Origin of the sequence: Rhizobium sp. T1470 (assembly GCF_042140505.1) — a bacterium.
GTDB lineage: Bacteria > Pseudomonadota > Alphaproteobacteria > Rhizobiales > Rhizobiaceae > Rhizobium > Rhizobium favelukesii.
This window is the reverse complement of sequence record NZ_CP148091.1, coordinates 761,150-775,795: the sequence shown is the minus strand read 5'-3', so window position 1 is coordinate 775,795 and position 14,646 is coordinate 761,150. Positions and strand designations below refer to the sequence as shown.

At 59.2% G+C, this 14,646-nt stretch carries 13 protein-coding genes; 6 read left to right on the top strand and 7 right to left on the bottom strand.

Annotated features, from left to right (window positions below; all coding sequences use genetic code 11):
* Together WGT02_RS03885 and WGT02_RS03880 are read right to left on the bottom strand one after the other, a co-directional pair.
* Positions 1-1,065: an ABC transporter permease gene (locus WGT02_RS03885; RefSeq protein WP_208248993.1), complete on the bottom strand. Its 1,065-nt coding sequence runs from the start codon at positions 1,063-1,065 to the stop codon at positions 1-3.
* Between the two features lie 153 nt (positions 1,066-1,218).
* Positions 1,219-2,244, bottom strand: coding sequence for a sugar ABC transporter substrate-binding protein (locus WGT02_RS03880; protein ID WP_016552567.1), 1,026 nt, complete (start codon positions 2,242-2,244; stop codon positions 1,219-1,221).
* A 230-nt stretch (positions 2,245-2,474) separates the two neighbouring features.
* Between WGT02_RS03880 and WGT02_RS03875 the strand changes: the two genes are divergently transcribed.
* Complete coding sequence (locus WGT02_RS03875) at positions 2,475-3,722, top strand: ROK family transcriptional regulator (RefSeq protein ID WP_024316731.1); 1,248 nt, start codon at positions 2,475-2,477, stop codon at positions 3,720-3,722.
* Positions 3,706-4,188 carry an RbsD/FucU family protein gene (locus WGT02_RS03870; protein WP_024316732.1) on the top strand — a complete coding sequence of 161 codons (483 nt, stop codon included), beginning with the start codon at positions 3,706-3,708 and terminating at the stop codon, positions 4,186-4,188. The genes WGT02_RS03875 and WGT02_RS03870 overlap by 17 nt, the downstream gene beginning before the upstream one ends.
* 3 nt (positions 4,189-4,191) lie before the next feature.
* Here WGT02_RS03870 and WGT02_RS03865 read toward each other — a convergent pair whose 3' ends face one another.
* From WGT02_RS03865 to WGT02_RS03850, 4 genes are all read right to left on the bottom strand, one after another.
* Positions 4,192-5,229, bottom strand: coding sequence for a 4-hydroxyproline epimerase (locus tag WGT02_RS03865; protein WP_024316733.1), 1,038 nt, complete (start codon positions 5,227-5,229; stop codon positions 4,192-4,194).
* Between the two features lie 750 nt (positions 5,230-5,979).
* The gene (locus WGT02_RS03860) at positions 5,980-6,351 is read right to left on the bottom strand and encodes a hypothetical protein (protein WP_024316734.1); all 372 of its coding nucleotides are present in this window, start codon (positions 6,349-6,351) and stop codon (positions 5,980-5,982) included.
* A 205-nt stretch (positions 6,352-6,556) separates the two neighbouring features.
* Complete coding sequence (locus WGT02_RS03855; RefSeq protein WP_024316735.1) at positions 6,557-6,880, bottom strand: hypothetical protein; 324 nt, start codon at positions 6,878-6,880, stop codon at positions 6,557-6,559.
* Positions 6,881-6,991: 111 nt separating this feature from the next.
* Positions 6,992-7,981 (bottom strand): GlxA family transcriptional regulator, encoded by a 990-nt coding sequence (locus tag WGT02_RS03850; RefSeq protein ID WP_208248995.1) that lies wholly within the window; start codon positions 7,979-7,981, stop codon positions 6,992-6,994.
* 118 nt (positions 7,982-8,099) lie between these two features.
* Here WGT02_RS03850 and WGT02_RS03845 point away from each other — a divergent pair, with 118 nt between their 5' ends.
* The 4 genes from WGT02_RS03845 (at position 8,100) to WGT02_RS03830 (ending at position 12,340) form a co-directional block, all read left to right on the top strand.
* Positions 8,100-8,687: a cysteine hydrolase family protein gene (locus WGT02_RS03845; protein WP_208248997.1), complete on the top strand. Its 588-nt coding sequence runs from the start codon at positions 8,100-8,102 to the stop codon at positions 8,685-8,687.
* Positions 8,688-8,861: 174 nt separating this feature from the next.
* Entirely contained in the window at positions 8,862-9,332 is a 471-nt protein-coding gene (locus WGT02_RS03840) for an aminoacyl-tRNA deacylase (protein ID WP_024316738.1), read from the top strand.
* A 400-nt stretch (positions 9,333-9,732) separates the two neighbouring features.
* Positions 9,733-10,926, top strand: a complete 1,194-nt coding sequence (locus WGT02_RS03835; protein ID WP_208248999.1) for a succinylglutamate desuccinylase/aspartoacylase family protein — start codon at positions 9,733-9,735, stop codon at positions 10,924-10,926.
* Positions 10,927-12,124: 1,198 nt separating this feature from the next.
* Positions 12,125-12,340: a hypothetical protein gene (locus tag WGT02_RS03830; protein ID WP_208249001.1), complete on the top strand. Its 216-nt coding sequence runs from the start codon at positions 12,125-12,127 to the stop codon at positions 12,338-12,340.
* On the opposite strand, the gene WGT02_RS03825 is transcribed toward WGT02_RS03830, so the two are convergent.
* Positions 12,337-14,625: a restriction endonuclease gene (locus tag WGT02_RS03825; RefSeq protein ID WP_208249003.1), complete on the bottom strand. Its 2,289-nt coding sequence runs from the start codon at positions 14,623-14,625 to the stop codon at positions 12,337-12,339. The genes WGT02_RS03830 and WGT02_RS03825 overlap by 4 nt on opposite strands.
* Positions 14,626-14,646 lie beyond the last annotated feature (21 nt).

The window sequence follows — 14,646 nt, the reverse complement described above, 5'->3', positions numbered from 1 at the left end:
TTACACCGACACCTTTCTGATCCACTGGTCGATTGCGACGGCGGCGATGATGAGTACGCCGGTGAGCAGCACCTTCCACTGCGGATCCGCGCCGAGCATGTTGAGACCCATCGACACCACGCCGACGATCATCGCGCCGAACAGGGTGCCGAGGATCGAGCCGCGACCGCCAAAGAGCGAGATGCCGCCGATCACAGTCGCCGTAATGGCCTGAAGATTGTAGTCGGTGACAGCCGACGACGGCGAGATGGAGCCGTTGCGGCCAATCGATACCCAGGCCGCGAAGGCGGCGATGACGCCGGAGACGGTGTAGACCGTGAGCAGGACCTTTTTGGTCTGGATGCCAGAGAGCTTGGCTGCTTCCGGATCGTCGCCGACGGCATAGACGTGGCGGCCCCAGGCGGTGTGATTGAGGATGTACCAGAGCACGAGCACCAGCAGCACCATGGCAATAACGCCAAGCGTCAACACCGCACTGCCGAGCTTGAAGCTGAGCGCGAAGAAGTGCAGCAGCGGCGCCTGCGCGTCGACGTCGGTGTCGCGGATCGTCTCGTTCGCCGAGTAGATGAAGTTCGTGGCCATCACGATGTTCCACGTGCCGAGCGTGACGATGAACGGCGGCAGCTTCATGTAAGCAACGAGGAAACCGTTGAGGAGGCCGCAGAGACCGCCGACAAGCATGCCGGCAAGCACGGCAATCGGCGTCGGGATGCCATAGGTGATGGCACAATTGCCCATGATCACGGCTGATATCACCATGATGACGCCGATCGAGAGATCGATGCCCGCGGTCAGGATGACCAGCGTCTGCGCGGCGCCGAGAATACCGACGATGGCGATCTGCTGCAGGATGAGCGTCAGCGTGTAGGACGAGAAGAACCGCCCGCCGAGCGCGATGCCGAAGATGATGATCGCCAGCACCAGCACGATCAGCGGCACGGCGGCCGGCGTCGAGTGCAGAAAATGCTGCGCACGCTTCACAAATGGTACGGCTTGATGTTCGAACGACGCGACATTCTTGTCGCTGCCGTCAAGCACCCGTTCGAAGTCCTGTGCTCCGGTCATTGTTCCTCCTCCGCTTTCGCGCCAAACCGCGCGCGGAAGCCGTGCCCCATATGACACCGGTCTTTGTTCGCCGGTTCCTGAGACAGCAGCTATGGTCGGTCGAAACCGGCCGAGGATCAAGCCCCGGCCGGCGCTAGATTCATATCGTGAGACTTAGCCCCAGCACTTGTCGGTGCCGACCTTGGTGTCGATCGACTCAAGGCCAGAGACCGGCTTGTCGGTGACGAGCGAAACACCCGTATCGAAGAAGGACTTGCCTTCGGTCGGCTTCGGCTTTTCGCCGCTATCGGCGAACTTCTTGATCGCCTCGATACCGAGCGAAGCCATCAGCAGCGGATACTGCTGGGAGGTGGCGCCGATGACGCCTTCCTTGACGGACTTGACGCCTGGGCAACCGCCGTCAACCGAGACGATCAGAACGTTCTTTTCCATGCCGACAGCCTTGAGGGCCTGGTAAGCGCCGACGGCGGCCGGCTCGTTGATCGTGTGAATGACGTTGATGCTCGGATCCTTCTGCAGAAGGTTCTCCATCGCCTTGCGGCCGCCTTCTTCGTTGCCGTTCGTCACGTCATGACCGACGATGCGCGCATCGTCTTCGTCGCCGATCTTGTTCGGGTCCTTGGTGTCGATGCCGAAGCCCATCATGAAGCCCTGGTCACGCAGAACGTCGACGGTCGGCTGCGACGGCGTCAGGTCGAGGAAGCCAACCTTGGCATCCTTTGCCTTGTCGCCGAGCGTTTCCTTGGCCCATTGGCCGATCAGCTTGCCGGCGAGCAGGTTATCGGTTGCGAAGGTTGCGTCGGCAGCGTCGGCCGGATCGAGCGGCGTGTCGAGGGCGATCACCAGGAGACCTGCATCGCGGGCCTTCTTGACCGAGGGGACGATGCCCTTCGTGTCCGACGCTGTGATCAGGATGCCCTTCGCGCCGTCGGCAATGCAGCTTTCGATCGCGGCAACCTGGCTTTCGCTGTCACCGTCGATCTTGCCGGCGTAGGACTTGAGCGTCACACCCAGTTCCTTGGCCTTGGCCGTCGCGCCTTCCTTCATCTTGACGAAAAAGGGATTGGTGTCGGTCTTGGTGATGAGGCAGGCGGAAACATCCGCGGCCATTGCCGGCGCCGAAAAGGCGACACCGAGGGCGAGCGCGCCAAGCGCGGCAGAAAGCACTGATTTCTTCATTTAGTCCTCCCGAGATTAGCCGACCCACCCCTTGGCGGTGCCGGATTGACAGGCGCGAGAAACGCTGCAGTCTCGCCGGCGGCCTCCTCCAAGCCGTTCCGCGCCGTTGACGATGGCAATTAAGAGCGAAAGAAATTGCCTTGTCAATAAATAAATCCAATTGAATTATTAATTCGATATGGCATGCTTGATGAAAATAGGGCATAGGCCAAGAGACGGGAGGATGGCCAATGTCGTCTTTGGACGGTCCGGTACATACGCCGGCTCAACTGCCTATTTTGAGTCCGGCAGGAGGCGCGAACCAGATCAGGGTGCGCGCCTATAACGAGCGGCTTGTGCTGTCGCTGGTGCGCCTCTACAGCTCCCAGTCCAAGGCCGATATCGCCCGCCGAACCGGGCTTTCGGCGCAGACGGTATCCGTCATCATGCGCGCGTTGGAGAAGGAAGGGCTGCTCTCGCGCGGAGAGCCGGTGCGTGGCCGGGTTGGCCAACCGTCTATCCCGATGCGACTCAATCCCGACGCGGTTTACTCCTTCGGCGTGAAGATGGGCCGACGCAGCGCGGACCTGGTGCTGATGGATTTCCTGGGCAAGATCCGCCTGCAGCTTCACCAGACCTATGCCTATCCGCTGCCCGACGTTTTCCTGGATTTCATCACATCAGGCATCCGCGAACTTGAGAGCCGGCTCGACGAGAAGCAGCGTAGCCGCATTGCCGGCATCGGCATTGCAGCACCTTTCGAGCTTTGGAACTGGGAAGAGGAAGTGGGTTCGCCCAAGGGCGCGATGGATGTGTGGCGCGATTTCGATCTTCACGCCGAGATTGCTGCCCGCGTGCCCTACCCCGTCTACCTGCAGAACGACGCGACAAGTGCCTGCGGCGCGGAACTCGTGTTCGGTATCGGCCCTTCCTATCCCGATTTCGTCTATTTCTTCATCGGCTCCTTCATCGGCGGCGGCATTGTCCTCAATTCCGCTATCTTTTCCGGGCGCACGGGTACCGCCGGTGCCATCGGCCCCCTCCCCGTCCGCGGCAAGAACGGCGAAACGCTGCAATTGCTCGAAGTCGCGTCAATCTTTGTTCTGGAAAACATGCTGCGCGAGCGCGGGCTCGACCCGCAGCCTCTCTGGTATTCGGCCGACGACTGGATCGACTTCGGCGAGCCTCTGGAGATGTGGATCCAGGATACTGCTCGAGCGCTCGCGCAGGCAATCGTCGCAGCCGCCTCGATCATTGACTTCAGTGCTGCCGTGATTGACGGCGGCTTTCCCGGATGGGTGCGAGAACGGATTGTGCAGGCAACGATCCACGAGGCAGCCATGCTCGATCTTCAGGGCGTCGTCATGCCCGACATCATCGAAGGCGCGGTCGGCGCCCATGCACGCGCCATCGGTGGTGCCAGCCTACCGATCTTCGCGCGCTATCTCACCGACCAGAACGTTCTATTCAAGGAGGTCGAAAATGCTGAAGGGACTTAACCCGCTTCTGAGCCCGGAATTGCTTTCGACGCTGCGTGCCATGGGGCATGGTGACGAAATCGCCATCGTCGACGGCAATTATCCCGGCATCGAACATGCCCGCCGATTAATCCGCCTCGATGGCCACGGCATCGTGCCCGTTCTCGATGCCGTTCTGAGCGTCCTGCCGATTGACGACTTCGTCCAGGACGCGATCTTCCGGTCAACCGTCAAGGCCGAGCGCGACAAGCTCGACCCGGTTCATGAGGAAATGATCGACTGCTGTACTCGCCACGAGCCGCATCGGCAGGTCGTGCCGCTCGTCGGTGCTGATTTTTACAATCGTGTGCGGGCCGCTCATGCCGTGATCCAGACCAGCGAGCCCCGACTTTATGCCAATATCATCCTGCGCAAGGGCGTCATCTACCCAGAGCAGGCGGCCGATCATGCCGTTGAGAAGGCAGAGGTCGACCCGTTCACCTACTAAGCGTTAGATCTCGCCGGCCAATGGCCCCCACACGTCTGTCAGGGCAAAGCCGCCCGGATGCGGATCGAAGGGATCGAGCGCGACCTGCGAAAGGCCGAAGGTGAAACCACGGCCTGTGATGGTGGGAACGATCGCGGGACGACCGGCGACCTCGGTTTCCGCCAGCAGTCCAACTTCGAACTCCGAGCCGATGATCGAGCGCGACTTGAAGACATCGCCGACCTTTGCCTTGCCGCGCGCATGCCGCGCCGCGAGATTGGCAGAGTTGCCGGTGCCACAAGGCGAACGATCGGCCCGGCCCGGCCACATGGTGGTACATGTACGAACGGTACCGTCCGCCTCGAGGTCGCGGAACATGACATAGGCAACGCCCGAGATTGCGGGGATTTCAGGATGGACAACCGCAATACTGCGGTTGATCAGCTCCTTCAACACCATGCCTGCCTGCACCAGGGAAGCGGCATTGCCCTTCTCGATTGTCAGGTTGATCTGACCCACGTCGACCAGCGCGTAGAAGATCCCGCCGTAGCAGAGATCGACCTTAATCTTGCCCCAGTGCGGCGTGTCGACCTCCACATCCAGCTCGTGCACGAAAGACGGGACCATGGTGAGCTTCACCTTCTCGCAGCGCCCGTCGCGGCAGGATGCCGTCGCCTTGACGAGACCGGCGGCCGTCTCCAGCGTGATGACGGTTTCCGGCTCCTTCATCTCGACGATACCGGATTCCAGCAATGCGGTGGTGACGCAGATGGAGTTCGAGCCCGAGCTTGCATGCGCCTGGTCCGGCTGCAGGATGATGAAGGCCGCGTCGGCATCCGGATGCTTCGGCGGCAGCAGCAGATTGACGGAGCCGATCGGCGCGCCGCGCGGCTCGAGGCAGAGGAAGCGGCGCAGTTCCTGGCCCTTCGGATCGGTGTTCAGCCAGTTCAGCTGCTCGGCGACGGTATCGCCAGGAATCTTCGGCACACCGCCGATCGCGACCTTGCCGATTTCACCCTCGGCGTGAACGTCCAGAAGCTGGATCGTGCGCTTCCATCTCATCAGTCAACTCCTCTCAAGCGTGCCGCGTGATGCCGCCATCAACGCGAAAGTCTGTCCGGCGATGTATCGAGGCCTCCGACAGCAGCGACGCGGTCGTCTTGCCGACGTGCTTCATCCAGTTCTTGTTTGCCGTTTCCGGCGTGGATTGTCGATACAGCTCGATAGGCCTGATATATCAGATCGCTGACGATTGCCTACGGGAATTTTTCGCGGAGCACAAACTTCCCGACGCCGCCATGCCTCGTGGCATCCTGGCGGTCTGCGGCAGCCTTCAGCAGATCGGATCGCGGCAAGCGTCGGAGCTTCACCGACGAAGAGGATTCATGGGGGCTGAAATAGAAAAGAGCCCGGCGCGGGAGGAGGTGCACCGGGCTCTTGATCCTGACTGACAACTGGGAGGAGGAGTGTTGTCAGTCCGATGAAGGAGCGCTGGGAGGAGGAGTGCGCTGCCTTCGAGATAATAGATAGCCCATTGTTTCGATCAGGAATAGGGAGATTACCGCAATGCAGCAATGCATTTTGCGCATAGCTTAGCTGGCCATGCAGCCTCTTTTTGCGGCATTTTTGATCAGTTAGTCAATTTCCTAGGCGAAGCAGGCCAAATCTGCTCAGAGGGCGGCTCACATTCTACCAGATGGCGCCCGGGCCGCTGGCGCGCCATGCCGCCGCGAAAATATCACCAGAAATTGAAAAAAATCGATGATGGGAGAGGCGGGAGATCGTCCCGCCTTTCCCTTTGGCCCAACGCGATCAATAGCCGCTATCGCATGGCATGCTGCCATCGCCATTGGTGCCGCCGAACGAGTTTTGGCAGTAGGTTTGCCGTTGCATCGGCCGCACCTGCTGATTGCCGATCGAACCTGTGGTGCCGCCCTCGACACCGAAGGCTGCCAGCGGATACCAATAGCCATCCGGACCGCGGCGGGTACCGGCACGCTCAGTGCGCGAACCACGATAGCCGTTCAAATAGCCTGCCCGCTGCTGATTGTATTGCACCATTTCGATATTCGAGGCACGTGGGAGAGGAACCTGCTGCACAGGTGCCGCCTGAACGGGAGTGATGGATGCCAGCGCGAGAAGAGTTCCAGCCAACAGGGCGGAAGCGAATCTGGACATTTTCATGATAAACCCTCCTTTCGGATTTACCTGAGAAAAATGCGTTCTGTCGTAGTAAAGTTCCGCGATCACACGCAGCCTCCTGCGGTCGTGATCGACAGCGACTGCGCGTGATGTGTAGGTCCTTGGTCGCACGCAACTGCGCACTCGACGCCGAGATGGCGCATCGAGCGATCCAGTGCCCCTCGAAGGTAAACTCACCGAGCCGAACTTATCTGTCGTAGATACGGTATCCCTGGCTCGACAGGCATGTGACATACTGCCGGTGTGCGGCAGCGGTCGCGTTCGCTTCCTCCTCGGCCGGATCGATCGGATAGCCAGTCATGCCGGCGCGCAGTTCGTATTGCTTCTTCGCCTCGCGGTACATGAAATTGCCATCGGCGGTGCAGATGTGATGCGCGATGCCCGGCAGGTTGAGCGGTGGGTCAAAGGGCGCGGCGACTGGCACCAGGATCGGCGCATTGGCATCGACGCAGCCGGCAAGCGCCGCAACAACCGCGCACAACGCCAACGCTTGCACCGTACTCCTCAGCATATTCCCTCCGGCCATGCGCCATGAATCGCTGCACGCGCGCAGCGCCGACCTCACCATCGCTTCGCAATATTGCGCCAAGCTAGCCAGCCGGCCCTGGTGGCGGACCTCAGACTATGTTCGCCCACTCACCCCGAAGCGGCTGCGGTAGTCTCCCGGTGGCAGCCCGGTGATCCTCTGGAACACCTTCCGAAAAGCGCCCGTGTCCTCGTAACCGGCTGCAACGGCTATCTGCTCAACCGTGCGGTTCGAGAACTCCAGCATTTCCCGCGCCTTGCCGACCCGCAGGTGCTGACAATATTCAGTCGGTCGAAGGCCGGTCGCCTTACGGAAACGACGCAGGAAAGTGCGCTCCTCCAGGCGGGCGCGCTCCGCCATCGCCGCAAGCGTCACCTCGCGCGCACCGCTCGCGTGCAGCCAGTGCTGCACCTTGAGGATCTGCTCGTCGCCATGGTTCAGGCGCGGCGAGAAACTGCTGTAGCAGCGCTGTTCTCTGCCCGGCGGATCGGCGAGAAGGTAGCGCGCGATCTCAAGCATGATGGTCGATCCTAACAATCTGTCGACGAGTTTGAGGCCGAGATCGGTCCAGGCCATCAGGCCGCCGGCCGTAATGACATCGCCGTCATCGATGATGAGCTTGTCGGTGTCGACCCGCACCTTAGGAAAACGCTGCGCCAGCAATTCCGCATAGACCCAGTGGGTCGTGGCCATGCGGTGCGCCAGGAGACCCGTTTCGGCAAGCAGGAAGGCGCCGATGCAGACGGAACTAAGCGTCGTTCCCTCGGCATGCCGCTCACAAAGCCAACGCGCCAACGGAACGGCTTCCTCCGATGTCATCGGCTCGCCGAAGGTTGGAGGCAGGATGAGTGCGGTCGGCGATCCTGGCGGGGTACCGGGTGCGGTATCGAATACGCGCTCGACAGCCACCGAGGCTTCTGTCCCTCGCCAATGACTTACACGCAGGGCGGGGCTTCGCGACGATTGCCGGGCCGTTGCGAACCGATTGGCCAGGTTGAAGAGATCGGTCAGGCCGTAGACGGCTGCGAGCTGGACGTTCGGATAAAGCAGGATACCGATCTCGGCCGGCAGGTCGGTCGGGCTCATTTGTCAGTTTTGACCTTGATAATGTCAATTTCGCCAATCCACACCATGCCGCTTCAGACATAGTTTGTCCATCAACGGACGGGGGTCGTCCCCCGAAGGAATGAAAGGATACAAGGACATGCACAAGCGAGCCCTCATCGTCGTCGACATTCAGAACGATTATTTTCCGAACGGCAAGTGGCCGTTGAGCGGCGCCGAAACGGCCGCCGACAATGCCGCCCGGATCATCGCGGCAGCCCGCGATGCAGGCGAACTTGTCATCCACATCAGACATGAGTCCGTCGGCGAGAATGCCGCCTTTTTCCTGGCCGGTTCGGAGGGCGCGCAGATCCACCCGAAGGTGCTAAACCGGCCCGGCGAGACGGTCATTGTCAAGAACCATGTCAACTCGTTCCGTGAAACGGATCTAAAGGCGACACTCGACCGCGATGGCATCGAGGACGTCACGGTCGTCGGCAGCATGAGCCACATGTGCATCGATGCCGTGACGCGGGCGGCCAGCGATTTCGGCTATCGGGTAACCGTCATCCATGATGCCTGCGCAATGCGCGACCTCGAATTCAACGGCACGCTGGTCCCTGCCGCTCAGGCGCACGCGGCATTCATGGCGGGGCTCGCCTTTGCCTATGCCTCTGTACTCTCGACGAACGAGGCGCTGGCCATGCGCGGCGAGCCGAGAGCCTCTGCTGAAGCCGGCGATAACTGACGCGTGTCGACTGCCTGCGGAGCACTGGAGTGACGAGGTGACCGCCCTTGCCCGTGGCGGTCATCGGCCAACGGAACCCGCCGCAGGCAGCTGCGGCCATTCGCCGTTGACTTCGCAGGCGATGAGAGGAGAATGCCTTCTATGCTTCCCCGCGCAATATAAGGGGTGCCCAAGATGACTATCGCAAGGAAACTTCAGGATTATATCGACGGTGAAGGTATCGCCTACGACACCGTCCCTCATCATCGAACAGCGACAACCAGCCAATCGGCACAAGCCGCCCATGTTCCGGGCAGCCGGCTGGCTAAGTCCGTCGTCGTACATCATGAAATGGGATACGTCCTGGCCGTTGTTCCGAGCACACACCGGATCGAGCTCAGTACTTTGCAGGATCTGATGAACAAGCGTCTCGGCCTCGCCTCAGAAGATGAGGTCAGCTCACTTTTCGCCGATTGCGACATTGGCGCAGTTCCGCCGATCGGATCGGCCTACAACGTGCCTGTTATCCTCGACGAAAGCCTCGGCAACGCCAGCGACGTCTATTTCGAGGGCGGCGACCACACGACGCTGGTGCATGTCAGCGGACCCAACTTTCGCAACCTCATGAAGAATGCGCAAATCGCCCGCTTCAGTCACCGGCCGTAATGTTGTGATTGCAGGGGCTACCGACGCTGGACTCGATACGGCCCGAAAAGTCGGCCAATCCTGCCGGCTGGTACGTTAAGGGGCGCATACCGGACGCGACGCTCGCTGCCATCTCTTTTTTGGCAGGCCTCGGAAAGAAATGGCGCACCGGACGAGATGAGACTGCGAACTCGTATATAATTGTTATCGCTGTCGATTTTTAAGCGGCAGGCCTACGTCGCGCTATCTCCGGATCTTGCCGAACGACACCGCAAGATTCAGCCCCGGCATAGCTTCGCAGAAATTACGCAACCTTGTCAGTTCAGCAGCATACCCTAGTTTGAAGTCGCGCGGGATTTTCGCGACCGATGTGCACGCCGTTGTTCTAACGTAGCTTTTCAAATCACAAAGGGCCTCCATCATGTCGGACAAATCGAAGAAAGGCATCGATCGCCGCGATCTGTTGATTGCATCTATTGCCACGGTCGGCGCGTCGGCTACCCTCGCCGTCAACGCTGGTGCTGCGAATGCCCAGGACACAGCGACACCCGCTGCCCATCCGGCATCAGGAACGGCCTATACCGGCGATGTTATCCAGGGGAAAAAAGTCGTCAGCACGCTCGACGTCAACGACCTGGAGCCGGGGCAGAAGCACTTCTTATATTTTCAGGGTGCGCAGATGCCCACGGGTCAGCACTGGTATGTGTCTGTGACGGTCGCCAAGGGGGCAAGGCCGGGTAAGCGCGGCGTCCTGACCAGTGGTGTGCATGGCGACGAAATGAGTAACATTCACACGGTCCAGACCGTGATGAACCAGCTCGATCCGGCGCAGATGTCGGGCACGGTCATGGCGGTCACCGACGTGGCACGCCCGGCCATTGAAAACATGCAGCGCAGGTGGCCCAATCACGGCAGGGGCCTAGATCTGATCGATATGAATCGGGAATGGCCCGGGAACGAGAACGGTGCCGCCGCGCCTAGCCGACACGCCGGGCTGCTGTTCAACCGGCTGCTGCGGCCGAACGCCGACTTCGCGATCGACTTCCACACCGGAACAACCGGATTCGAAGTCACCGCATTTAATATTGGCGGCATGGATGTGCCCGAGGTCAAGGCGATGGTGGAGCTCTATCCCGTCGGCCAGATCTTCGACAACCATGTCTATCCCGGTGTCTTGCACAACGCGTTTATGGACGCGGGCATACCGTCCTTTACGCCGGAGATTGGCGCTGCTCGCGTTCTGGACATCGAGATGATCTCGCTGTTCGTGGAAGGCACGATGAACGTCCTCAAGCATCACGGCATCGTTGCCGGGCCGATGGGCCGGACAGCCAAGGACGCGAATGTCTTCGTCGGCAACAGTGCGTTGCCGATCCTGGCAACCCAGGGCGGGATCGTCGAGCATTTGGTCAAGCTCAACGACAAGGTCGAACCCGGACAGAAGGTGGCCATCCAGCGCAATAGCTTCGGCGAAGTGGTCGCGGAGTATACGAGCGGCGTGGCCGGAGAGATAACGGGCCAGCGCAGCGATGCAATGTCCGAGCCCGGCAACCCCCTGGTATTCATCCTCTTCCACAAGGCGGCGCCGGAGGGCGTTGAGTCTTATCCCGAGTGATCCCGTATGAGCGATTCTTCGTCTGGAATGGCGTGAAACGGCGCACTGGAGAGGATGAAACTGGAAACCAATATCTTATTGCTGGCGCTCTATGATATGCGCCACCCGCAGCGCCATTAGCGGCGCGCAGCCTCATCGCTGCGTCCCGTTTCTATATGTTTTCGGCAGAATGAATTTCCCAGTACATGCCGCCCGTTGCAGGGCGTTCGATGCAGTCAAGGGTGCACGGTCCGCGAGCTAGATCATCCTTTTAGCATGCCCGCTCGGTTATCGCAGACATCGCCCCCCGGATTGCCGAGAAAGTGATGGGTCAAGACGCGGAGATTGCCACTCCGGCGCTGACAGACACCAGAAGAGCGGAAGAGTGCGAAACGTCAAGCAGATTGGGTATTTCTTGAGGACTGTGGTCCATGAAGGCAATGAGCGTCACTCTGACGTGTCTCATACCGGCTCTCATTTGCCACCCACAGTAGCTATAGAGAAAATGGCGCGCCGGACGAGATGAAACTGGGCACTCTTATGTTATTGAATTTCCACTATGATTTTTTGGAGTGTGAAAACGAGTGTCCACGGGAACACTGTTTTTCCGGCTGCTTCGCATGGCAGCATGCATGAAATTCTGCTTCGTCTGGAGCCGTCCGTCGCCTCACCCAAGGAGGGCGACGGCGCTCCAGCGAGCAGTGCTGCTTTGGTGGTGAATCCAGAGCCTCTTCTCTGGTTTACGCCGCCATACACCTTCTCATCTGCCTGCCCCTTCACCTGTTCCTGGTGCCCAAACTTTCCCGCGCATCAACGCCCCAATCAACTTCAGACGGCGTCCACATTCCCGAACGGCCCGCCGATGTCCCGGCCCGTCCCCTGACGTTCCTGCTGCTGGCGCTGATCCTGACGATGGCGGCCCTGATCTCCTCGATGCTGTCGGTTCACCTTCTCAGCTTGTTTCAGATGCGCGGCTATGACCTCGCCGCCGCCGTCGGCTTCGGCGCATTGATCGGCCCTTCACAGGTCGGCGCGCGCGTCGTCGAAATGCTGGCAGGCCGTCACTACCATCCGGTCTGGACGATGCTCGCATCAGTCCTCCTGATCGCCACCGGCGTCATTCTCTTGCTGATCGGGTTTCCCGCTGCCCGCCCTTGCCCTGATCGCCTACGGCGCTGGCAACGGCCTTCACACGATTGCGCGCGGCGCTCTCCCCCTCGTGCTCTTCGACCCTGCGCACTACGCCCTGTTCATGGGCCGCCTGGCCTTCCCCAGTCTCGTAATTCAGGCCTTGGCTCCATCCATCGGAACATGGCTGCTGGTCGGCGACGGCAGCCTGATGCTTGCCGTCCTGGCGGCTGTCGCCCTCGTCAACGTTGCCTGCACGGTTGGGCTTTGGACGATGACGCAGCGCAATCGTCAACGCCGCACTTAGTGGGCATTGGTTTCCAAAAGCGGGGCGAACAAATTCGCCAAATCCTCATCATCGAATTTATCGCGTTCCGGCTTGGTCGCGCCAGAAAAAGACGGCGACTCAGCCTCTTCTGTTTCGTCGGCCAATTCTTCCATCCTACGCTTCACAGTACGCTTCGCTGTTGCGAGCGTCGCTTCCTCGACATCACCTCGGGCTGCCAATCTGTCCAAATTCTCCAAGAGATCGGTAAGGGTAGACTCTGAATCGATCTCTGAGGTGTTGCGCTCAATCTCAGCAAACTCACGCCTAATTGCACCCTTTGCGGCATCAACCACATCGGGATGGAATTCATAGACAGCCCCGATAATTGAACTCGACATTCGGTCAAGGTCTTCGGAGTCCATGCCGCCCTCAAGCAGTCCGATGACTCCCTCCTCCAGAGCCGCTACAAATTCCTCGCTTGAGGGAAATCCCTCGTAGTAGCCGAACCGAATATTTTCGATCAGCTCGACGAGATCGCTCCCATCTTTGTCCGCGCTAAATCCGCCTACGGGGTTGCGCGCGAGCGACATTCCAACGGCGGCAAATAATTGATCCCCGGTTAGCTCCCACCATTTGAGTACCAACTGTATTCGGTCGGAATTAGGAAGGTCGTTGATACTGTAGGAATGGGGATAGCGAGCAGATTTCTTCCAGATCGGTATGTGCAAAAACTGCTCTGCAACAGCCGTAAAGGCTCGTGCGAAATCGGTGAGCTCATCTTTCTCGGCCGTCAGCTTTTTGCCGTGCTCCCAAAGCTGACTGGCCCACTTCCCCTGCCGCGCGGACAAGGCGAACTCCTTAAGCAGCGACAGGTCGTTCAAATAGTCGGTCAAGTAGTCCCTGAAGGAGGGGTTCACAAACGAGACCGAAGCGTCCCTGATTGTGACGAAGCCACCTTCCAAAATGCGAAGCGCCTCTTCAAAATCTTTCGGATCGTAGGAGTGTCCAAATCGGGCGCAAAGCCGGGGATGAAGAGACTGAAACGCAGCGCGAAGAGAGTTCATTTCCTCGCCATACTGCGAAGCGAAAAATAGCGAGAAAAGCAGATGCCTGCAATTTTGAGGGATGTGTGTACGAAACGCAGTATCCCAGAGCTGCTTCGGGTTTGCTAAAGCATTGATGAATTCGTCGGCGTATTGCGCGGGCGAAATTGAACGCAGGTGAAATGCGTCAGTCATCCATTCGATTACGCGCGGGTTATAATTCGCGTGATCAACGATTTTTGAGATTTTTCCGCTCTCAATGAGAGCCCGGATATGTTCAGGTGGCGTCCCGGCCACCAGCAGGTGATTGTATAGAATGCGTGCGCGAATTCGCCTCGTGTAAACGCCCACGTCGAGGACGTATTTGCTTATATCAAGACGCTGATCTGCAAAATGCTCCGAAATCCGTCGCGCTTCCTCAAAGATGTAGGCGCGTGTTGTCAGTATGAACCGGGCATTCTGAGAATACCTGATGCGTTTCATAAACCGCGCAAGGTCAGAATCTTTTGAGGCGAGCGCGTTGCGATCGAGAGCAACCCTTCCTAGAAAATCATCAAAGAAGAAGATTTGCTTTTTTGTATCAACAATTGCAGCGAACCCGTCGTCCAGGCTTCTGATGGGAACTAGCTCCCATTCCTCGCCGACGTATGCGTAAGCCAGCATTTCAGCAAGGGTAGTCTTACCCACGCCGGGAGGACCTGAGACTATGAGGATATGTTGTGCCTCAAGTGTATCCCTTGAGGCTTTAAAGCTCGGATTCTGCGCATAGACTCGGACCTTCGCTTCAATCTCAGCCTTGGTGATGTCAGCGTAGGCATGGGAAGCCGCTCGCGTTACGCGCTCAAGGATGGCGGCACTCGATAGCCACAGCTTGATGTGCGCCTTCTCTACCTCAGGGAATTTGCGCAACAAAGCATTCAGGTCGCCCGCAGAAAAAATGTCAGATTCTGAATTCAAGGACGGCCCGATTACCTGAGCGAGTTCGCTTTTGTTGCCCGGCGAAAGCGTCCGTGAAGTTGCGAGCAGATATCTGTTCGGCTGAATCTTATCGATGGACGCACGCTCACGTTTCATCGTTGCCACAAGCGCGCGGACTGTCGATTTGGCGTAATGCTTGGCCTGCAGAATAGTCTTTGCTTTCCCTTTCGAATGACGACCGTCAATGCCGCCGTCAGGACCGGGGCCAAACGCTTCGAAGCGCGCCTTCAGTTCCAGTCCAAGGAGGTCACGGACCAAGTCTTCGAAATCAGCATGCGCGAGACTCTGGAAGTCATATGTCATGATGCGCTCCGGTGCGGCAGC

Excerpts from the sequence above, each read along its gene's own strand:
- WGT02_RS03885 (WP_208248993.1), bottom strand. The coding sequence starts at position 1,065 with ATGACCGGAGCACAGGACTTCGAACGGGTGCTTGACGGCAGCGACAAG.
- WGT02_RS03880 (WP_016552567.1), bottom strand. The coding sequence starts at position 2,244 with ATGAAGAAATCAGTGCTTTCTGCCGCGCTTGGCGCGCTCGCCCTCGGT.
- WGT02_RS03875 (WP_024316731.1), top strand. The coding sequence starts at position 2,475 with ATGTCGTCTTTGGACGGTCCGGTACATACGCCGGCTCAACTGCCTATT.
- WGT02_RS03870 (WP_024316732.1), top strand. The coding sequence starts at position 3,706 with ATGCTGAAGGGACTTAACCCGCTTCTGAGCCCGGAATTGCTTTCGACG.
- WGT02_RS03865 (WP_024316733.1), bottom strand. The coding sequence starts at position 5,229 with ATGAGATGGAAGCGCACGATCCAGCTTCTGGACGTTCACGCCGAGGGT.
- WGT02_RS03860 (WP_024316734.1), bottom strand. The coding sequence starts at position 6,351 with ATGAAAATGTCCAGATTCGCTTCCGCCCTGTTGGCTGGAACTCTTCTC.
- WGT02_RS03855 (WP_024316735.1), bottom strand. The coding sequence starts at position 6,880 with ATGCTGAGGAGTACGGTGCAAGCGTTGGCGTTGTGCGCGGTTGTTGCG.
- WGT02_RS03850 (WP_208248995.1), bottom strand. The coding sequence starts at position 7,981 with ATGAGCCCGACCGACCTGCCGGCCGAGATCGGTATCCTGCTTTATCCG.
- WGT02_RS03845 (WP_208248997.1), top strand. The coding sequence starts at position 8,100 with ATGCACAAGCGAGCCCTCATCGTCGTCGACATTCAGAACGATTATTTT.
- WGT02_RS03840 (WP_024316738.1), top strand. The coding sequence starts at position 8,862 with ATGACTATCGCAAGGAAACTTCAGGATTATATCGACGGTGAAGGTATC.
- WGT02_RS03835 (WP_208248999.1), top strand. The coding sequence starts at position 9,733 with ATGTCGGACAAATCGAAGAAAGGCATCGATCGCCGCGATCTGTTGATT.
- WGT02_RS03825 (WP_208249003.1), bottom strand. The coding sequence starts at position 14,625 with ATGACATATGACTTCCAGAGTCTCGCGCATGCTGATTTCGAAGACTTG.